Annotated in this window: 8 protein-coding genes; 4 read left to right on the top strand and 4 right to left on the bottom strand. The window is 49.5% G+C overall.

Going from position 1 to position 6,902, the window contains the following annotated elements; all coding sequences use genetic code 11:
- From O71_RS17795 to O71_RS17780, 4 genes are all read right to left on the bottom strand, one after another.
- Nucleotides 1–746 (bottom strand): beta-galactosidase (locus O71_RS17795; RefSeq protein WP_007659647.1); only part of this gene is annotated, 746 nt, incomplete at its 3' end.
- Between the two features lie 134 nt (nt 747–880).
- The gene (locus O71_RS17790) at nt 881–1,144 is read right to left on the bottom strand and encodes a hypothetical protein (protein ID WP_192811704.1); all 264 of its coding nucleotides are present in this window, start codon (nt 1,142–1,144) and stop codon (nt 881–883) included.
- Nucleotides 1,145–1,173: 29 nt separating this feature from the next.
- Nucleotides 1,174–1,368 (bottom strand): hypothetical protein, encoded by a 195-nt coding sequence (locus tag O71_RS17785; RefSeq protein ID WP_007659645.1) that lies wholly within the window; start codon nt 1,366–1,368, stop codon nt 1,174–1,176.
- A gap of 128 nt (nt 1,369–1,496) precedes the next feature.
- A complete protein-coding gene (locus O71_RS17780) occupies nt 1,497–2,024 on the bottom strand; it encodes an HAD-IIIA family hydrolase (protein ID WP_007659644.1) in 528 nt (175 codons plus the stop codon).
- Nucleotides 2,025–2,139: 115 nt separating this feature from the next.
- Here O71_RS17780 and hemG point away from each other — a divergent pair, with 115 nt between their 5' ends.
- The 4 genes from hemG to O71_RS17760 all read left to right on the top strand — a co-directional run bounded on the left by hemG (nt 2,140) and on the right by O71_RS17760 (nt 6,713).
- Entirely contained in the window at nt 2,140–3,486 is a 1,347-nt protein-coding gene (gene hemG, locus O71_RS17775; protein ID WP_007659643.1) for a protoporphyrinogen oxidase, read from the top strand.
- A gap of 16 nt (nt 3,487–3,502) precedes the next feature.
- Complete coding sequence (locus O71_RS17770) at nt 3,503–4,237, top strand: polyprenol monophosphomannose synthase (RefSeq protein WP_007659642.1); 735 nt, start codon at nt 3,503–3,505, stop codon at nt 4,235–4,237.
- A 150-nt stretch (nt 4,238–4,387) separates the two neighbouring features.
- Nucleotides 4,388–5,338: a TerC family protein gene (locus O71_RS17765; protein WP_007659640.1), complete on the top strand. Its 951-nt coding sequence runs from the start codon at nt 4,388–4,390 to the stop codon at nt 5,336–5,338.
- A 334-nt stretch (nt 5,339–5,672) separates the two neighbouring features.
- Nucleotides 5,673–6,713: a chorismate mutase gene (locus O71_RS17760; RefSeq protein WP_007659638.1), complete on the top strand. Its 1,041-nt coding sequence runs from the start codon at nt 5,673–5,675 to the stop codon at nt 6,711–6,713.
- The last annotated feature ends 189 nt before the right edge of the window (nt 6,714–6,902 follow it).

Genomic DNA, 6,902 nt, shown 5'->3' with positions numbered 1-6,902 from the left:
CTTTTGAAAGTATCATAACTTAAGATTTCTTTTCCCTCGTGCCTGTACACTTTCAAATAGTACAGCAGGTCGTGGAGGTGCCATGGTTGGCCCTTGTAGTCTTTAACTCTGTATTCAAAGCATGCTCTTGGCACATCGGGATCCGCGAGCCCAAATGGCTCGATATCCTTTACGTGAATGTTAGCCCCGGAGAAAGCGTAGGCCGAATCAGCCAGCGAAGTAAAGCCCTCCTCCTTTACATTCCCGTCCAATGACTGTAGCTCAATCAGGTTCCCGCTTCTCTGCAGAAAGGAGGTAATGTTGAGCTTGGCGGGAAGCTCCTGCTTGAGCGTATCCACCGCTTTTCCGTTCACAAAGACTTTGACAGGAGCCTTCAGCACGGAGAAGCAGAGAAAAGTCTGCCTGTTTTGCCAGTTCTCGGGGATATCAAACGCCACTGCAAGCGCACCCCCTTCTGTTGCTGCTGTGTCGTTTACTTTCCAAAGGCTAGTGAGGTTGCGGTAGTAGCCGGAGTTGCCCGGATTCAGGGTCAGGGCCTGCCTTTCATCTTCATACGGCACGAGAGTTGAATAAGGGGTCTCTAAGTATGGCCGGGTGCCTGTGCTGTTACCCGAAGGCTGCGCGTGGCATCGGAGCACGGGAAGGACCAACAGCCACATGAAAAACAGACCACCTATGGAGGTGGAGAACGGGTTGGCAAATAATACCGTTGTAAAGCGATATGATTTCAGCCAAGGTGCGGCCATAATAAATTTTTAAAGTGAAATAATTTTTAGGCTTTTCATGTATAATCCAGATGACATACAACGGACTCGTGTAAGCGACGGCGGAGGCCGTCGGCCGAAGACAGACCTTTACACCTTGTTGGCAAGCGATCTTCTTATACAGTAATTTCTATTAGGCCAAAGACAACTGTATCACCGTACTTTGCCTGTGCTTCTGCCTTTTTTAAGAACTTAATCTTTTTTACCTCTTCAGCTTTTATTTTGCTTAGCTGGTTCCGTCTATCTGTGTGATTGGAAGTTAGTTTTTCATTTACTGCAATTGGAATCTTATACTTGGTTCCAATCTGCTGTACTTGCTCATGTACTTGTCTGTAGATATAGTTCTCAATGTCGATGTCAGCGGACGATTTGACCATCACACATTGTCGGTTGCTGAAACCAAGTTTCTCTAACTTTTCTTGGCTAACCGCCTGTTCAAAATGAGCAAGCTTGTCAGGGCACTTTCATTGGGAGATGAAATCAATCCATCAATCACGTGGATGCAGTCTTTGTCATTCATGTTTACTTCCATTACTTTTTGGGAGTATCCAAGGGTACAGGCAGCGAAAATGAAGGAATAGGTAATGAAGAATTTAATTTTCATAGTTATTTTTTTTATGATTTAATTGTTTGCCAACTTGCCCGAAAGCGGACAAATACGCTTTCCCAACACACGTCTGTCTGCTAAAAGCAACTCCACTTATGTTAAATATAAGAAATTATGTATAAATCTTAGTCTTTCTTTCCCTCTTCCCCTAAAATAACCTGCGCCGCTTCACACAAGTCATTTACCTGCCAGGTATAGCTGCCGGGATTATACTTATCGCCAACAATAATGCTCCGCACACCTACCTTCTCAGCAGCTTCCAGATCGCGGTGGGAATCGCCTACCATCCAGCTTTGGGCAGGGTCTATATTATACCTGGCGATGGCTCGCTCCAGCATCAGGCTGTCGGGTTTGCGGGAGAGCGATTCGGAGTATTTGGGATGCGATGGAGCGTAGTAGAGCGCATCGATCAGGTGATCGCAGGCGTCCTGCAATTTCTGATGGCAGGCTATCACATCAGCCTTGGTATACAGGCCTTTGGCTATACCGCCCTGGTTTGTAACCACAATCAGCAAAAAGCCGTTTTGCTTCAAAAGCGCCAAAGCCTCCGGCACGCCCGGCAGCACTTCAAAATCTTCCAGGGTATAGGTATAGTCTCCTCGTTCGCGGTTGAGCACACCGTCGCGGTCCAGGAATACGCACTTTCGCTGCATTGTCAGTCTATAGGTTGAGGCGCTAAAATTAGAATTATTACGTTGGATATGCATGCCCCGGCAGCAATACTGCAGCAGAAAGGCACAAATATTAACAGCTTACAAGCAAGAAATCATGAGAGTAGCGATAATCGGAGCGGGAATTTCGGGCTTGTCCTTGGCCTATTACCTGCAGCGGCAAGGCGTGGCCTACGACCTGTTTGAGGCCGGCAGCGAGGTGGGTGGCAATATGCGTACCCTGCGTAAAAATGGCTATACCTTCGAACTGGGACCCAACACTTTACAGATGAACGAGGAGCTGTTGCAGCTCATCACCGAACTTAAACTGGAGACCGAGCTGCTACCGCTGACGCCGCGCAATAACAAAAGGTATGTGCTGCACGATGGCAAGCTATACCCGGTACCAGCCAGCCCCAAATCATTTCTGGCCAACGACTTGTTTTCGAATGAAGAAAAGCACAGGATTCTGCAGGAACGCAAGCAACCGCCAGCCGAAGTAGAAAATGAAACCGTATCGGATTTTTTCGAGCGACGCTTTGGAGTAAAGCAGATGGACTACCTGGCGGCTCCTATGATCAGCGGCCTTTACGGCGGCGATCCCAGGCAGCTGTTGGTAAACAAAGCGCATCCGGAGCTCAAAGAACTGGAAACGCAGTATGGCTCGGTGCTGGAAGGCATGGTGCAGAAAAAGAAACGTGGCGTGTTCCAGCGTGCATTCTCTTTCCGCAACGGTATGTCCACCTTGCCACACGCCATTGCCGACAAATTGATCTCGCTGCACCTCGACCACAAAGTAGAGTTCATCACCCGCATCAAAGGCAAGTTCATCATCAGCTGCGCATCCAACGGCGACCATGACAATGAAGAATATGATAAGTTGGTACTGGCCCTTCCTGCCCATCAGGCAGCCGAGCTGATTGAGTTTACCTACCCGGGTATGTCGGCAGCGCTCCAGAACATCAATTACCCGCCTATGGCAGTGGTGCACACCGTGTACAACCGTGCGGAAGTTGGACACCCGCTGCAAGGCTTCGGGGCGCTCCATCCCTGGGAGGAGCAGTCTTTCACGTCAGGCTCTATCTGGACGAGCTCCCTGTTTGAGGGGCGTTGCCGCTCTCACGAGGTTTTGATTACATCCTATGTAGGTGGCACGCGCTTTGCCGAACATGCCCAACTCGAGGAACGCAGCCTACTTGAGCAGGTGCACCAGGAGCTCTGCCAAACCTATCAGATCAAGGCCCTGGCCCCCGTATACCAGCACCTGCACCTGTGGCAACACGCCCTGCCGCAGTTCGACCTTTACATTGAGGATGCCCACCATATGGCGGAGGTGCTCGAGCAGGACGGTCTTTTCATCTCTGCCAACTGGTATGCCGGCGTTTCGGTACCAGACTGCGTGCGCGAAGCCAAAGCCATTGCCGCCAAAATTAATACCCGCGCCGCTTCTCGCTCAATAGCCTAATAACTATATTTGCGGTATGAATGACTCGCTGGTGATCATACCCACCTACAACGAAAAGGAAAATATTGAGGCTATTGTCAGGAAGGTGATGTCACTCCCCTACCCCTTTGATCTGCTGATCGTGGATGACAGTTCCCCTGACGGCACGGCTGATATTGTTCGCAGCTTACAGCAGGAGTTTCCAGAGCGCCTGCACCTCGAGTCACGCACGGGCAAGTTGGGCTTGGGTACGGCTTACATTCATGGTTTTAAATATGCTTTGCGTCAGGGTTACGAGTACATTTTTGAGATGGACGCTGACTTTTCGCACAACCCCGATGACCTGGTGCGCCTCTACCAGGCCTGTGCCGAAGAAGGACACGACATGTCGATTGGCAGCCGTTACGTGCAGGGCGTTAACGTGGTGAACTGGCCTATGAGCAGGGTATTGATGTCCTGGTTCGCCAGCCTGTATGTACGCCTGATCACGGGTATGCCCATTGCCGATACTACCGCAGGTTTTGTGTGCTATCGTCGCAAAGTGCTCAAGACTATCCAACTCAACAAGATTCGCTTTGTGGGTTACGCATTTCAGATTGAAATGAAGTTTCTCACCTTCAAGTATGGCTTCAAGATCAAGGAGGTGCCCATCATTTTCACTGACCGCACTAAGGGTCAGTCCAAGATGTCAAAGGGTATATTTAAGGAAGCGGTACTGGGGGTAATCCGCATGAAGGTGAACAGCTTTTTCCGTCATTTTGACCGTTACTAGCTATCGACCATACCTGATAGGCTTCAATTTTTTTCAAAATATATTCTCACCACAAAGCTGCGTATCCCGCGCTAAATCGACTAACTTTACGAATTAGGTGTAGCTCCTATTTGATAAAGAAAGTCTATACCTGTCAAGTTTCGCTAGCCTATGGATACCATACTTTTTTGGGTCATATTCAACGCATTCATCCTGCTGTTGCTGGGTCTCGACCTCTTCGTTTTTCACCGAAAGGAGCACGAAGTCAAGATAAAGGAAGCCTTGCTGTGGAGCGCCTTTTGGGTGGCGTTGTCGCTGGCGTTCAATGCGATCATCTATTATTGGAAAGGCCCCGCTCCCGCCCTGGAGTTTTTGACGGCCTACCTGATCGAGAAGTCGCTGAGCGTCGACAACCTCTTTGTCTTTATCCTGATCTTCAATTTCTTCAAAGTGCCGCTCCAGTACCAGCACAAGATCCTGTTCTGGGGTATCATAGGCGCTTTGGTGCTACGTGGTATTTTCATCCTGGTAGGTGTGGCGCTAATTGCCAAGTTCCACTTCATCATTTACATTCTAGGCGCTTTTCTGGTATACACCGGTGCCAAAATGGCCTTCACGAAAGATGATGACGAATTGCATCCCGAGCAAAATCCATTCATCGTTTGGATCAGCCAAAAGCTGCCTTTTACAAAAACAGCCGTAGGCGGTAAGTTTTTCACCAGGATTGACGGCAAACTCTACGCCACGCCACTCTTCCTGGTACTGATCATGGTAGAAAGTACCGATGTGGTGTTTGCAGCCGATTCTATACCTGCTATCCTGGCAATTTCAAAAGATCCGTTCATCGTCTATACCTCCAATGTGTTTGCGCTGCTGGGTCTGCGGGCACTTTATTTTGCTCTGGCCGGCATCATGCAGCTGTTCCATTACCTGCACTATGGCCTGTCGCTGATCCTGGTTTTCATCGGTGCCAAGCTGCTGCTGAGCGATATTTACCATCTGGATATGCGCTATGCTTTGCTCGTAGTAGGCACTATACTGACGGTTTCCATTGTTGCTTCACTCCTCTTCCCGAAGAAGGATAATGAACTGCCACCGCCGCCTGACATTACACTCCCTTAAAGCTGGACTTTAAAACTTTTCACTAAAATTCATTGCTTATATTTGCTTTTGTCAGTATTAATAACTTCAATTGCATATTAATTGAGAAGAAATGATTTTCGCTAACGCCTCCATTTTTACGAATTCTATGCTGGTGCCTCCGACGGGGCTCCCTGGTAGAACTTTGTGCGTTAGGTAAAACATCAACATACACAGGTACCACAGGAGCCCCGCCACAAGCGGGGCTTTTTTGTTTTAAGGCATATTTTAAATTACATACACCCATGAGTACAGCAGCACACAGCAGCATGAAATTAGCAGGACAACAGAGCCAATTGGTAAGCCAGAAGCGCCCATGGTGATTGCGGGTCCGTGCAGCGCTGAGAGTGAAGCGCAAATGTTGCAAACCGCCCTTGGCCTGAAAAAGGTAAAAGGAGTATCGGTATTCAGAGCAGGCATCTGGAAGCCACGCACCCGTCCGGGCAGCTTCAATGGAGTAGGCACAATCGGGCTAGAGTGGTTGCGCGCCGTAAAACAGGAAACAGGTCTGCGCACCGCTTGTGAAGTAGCCAATGCTACCCAAACAGAGCAGGCCCTTCAGCATGGCGTGGACATCCTGCTGATCGGTGCCCACACGACGGTAAACCCCTTTCTGGTGCAGGAGATAGCCGATGTTCTAAAAGGCGTGCAGGTGGCTGTACTTGTAAAAAACCCGGTAAACCCGGACCTGGCCTTGTGGCTTGGCGCTTTGGAGCGCTTGCACAACAGCGGCATCACGGAGCTTGGTGCCATGCACCGTGGCTTCTCAACCCTGGACAGTGCCCCATACCGCAACCACCCGAAGTGGGAGCATGCCCTTGAGTTGCGCCAGCAGGTACCTGACCTGGCCATGTACTGCGACGCCAGTCACATAGCAGGTCGTCGCAGTCTGTTGCGCCCGGTGAGTCAGCGTGCCCTCGACCTGGGCTATGATGGCCTGATGGTAGAGTCGCATTACAACCCTGCTGCCGCCTTGAGCGATGCCCAGCAGCAGATCATGCCGCAGGAATTGCACATGCTGTTGCAGGCTTTGAAGCAACAGCAGGCCCCTGCCGAGAAGTTGAAGCAGAGTGCCCAGCTGGAAAAGTTGCGCAAAGAGATCGAGCACCTGGACGATGAGTTGTTGACTTTGCTGTCACGCCGTACCAAAGTCACAGCGCAGCTCGGCGACTATGGCAAACCAGTTGACCAGAACGCTGAGACGCCTGATCCGGTACGTTGGGATTTGGTATTGGAAAACCTCCTGCACCAAGCCAGCAGTGCAGGTATAGACCAGTCTTTTGTGAAAACCATATTCCAGGAAGTACGCTCTCAATATGCCCGTACACACCTGTATAACTACGGCTTGAGTTCTTAGCTAACAGCTAGCTACAATAGAAGCCCTCCTCTGAAGCTGGATATGCAGTTACAGAGGAGGGCTTTTTTGTGCAACCAAGAATCTAAAAATATCAGCAATTATCTTATTTTCTGCATTTTCACCCAATACTCCTATTAGATCACACCACTTTTAATACTAATTCCAAAATCAATGTTATAACTATACTAC

The sequence above is a fragment of the Pontibacter sp. BAB1700 genome (genome assembly GCF_000277005.1).
Classification (GTDB): Bacteria; Bacteroidota; Bacteroidia; order Cytophagales; family Hymenobacteraceae; genus Pontibacter; species Pontibacter lucknowensis.
This window is presented reverse-complemented; position numbering and strand designations above follow the sequence as displayed.

Bases quoted from the DNA above. Each gene is read 5' to 3' on its own strand.
- O71_RS17765 (WP_007659640.1), top strand. From the start codon at position 4,388: ATGGATACCATACTTTTTTGGGTCATATTCAACGCATTCATCCTGCTG.
- O71_RS17780 (WP_007659644.1), bottom strand. From the start codon at position 2,024: ATGCAGCGAAAGTGCGTATTCCTGGACCGCGACGGTGTGCTCAACCGC.
- O71_RS17760 (WP_007659638.1), top strand. From the start codon at position 5,673: ATGGTGATTGCGGGTCCGTGCAGCGCTGAGAGTGAAGCGCAAATGTTG.
- O71_RS17770 (WP_007659642.1), top strand. From the start codon at position 3,503: ATGAATGACTCGCTGGTGATCATACCCACCTACAACGAAAAGGAAAAT.
- hemG (WP_007659643.1), top strand. From the start codon at position 2,140: ATGAGAGTAGCGATAATCGGAGCGGGAATTTCGGGCTTGTCCTTGGCC.
- O71_RS17785 (WP_007659645.1), bottom strand. From the start codon at position 1,368: ATGAAAATTAAATTCTTCATTACCTATTCCTTCATTTTCGCTGCCTGT.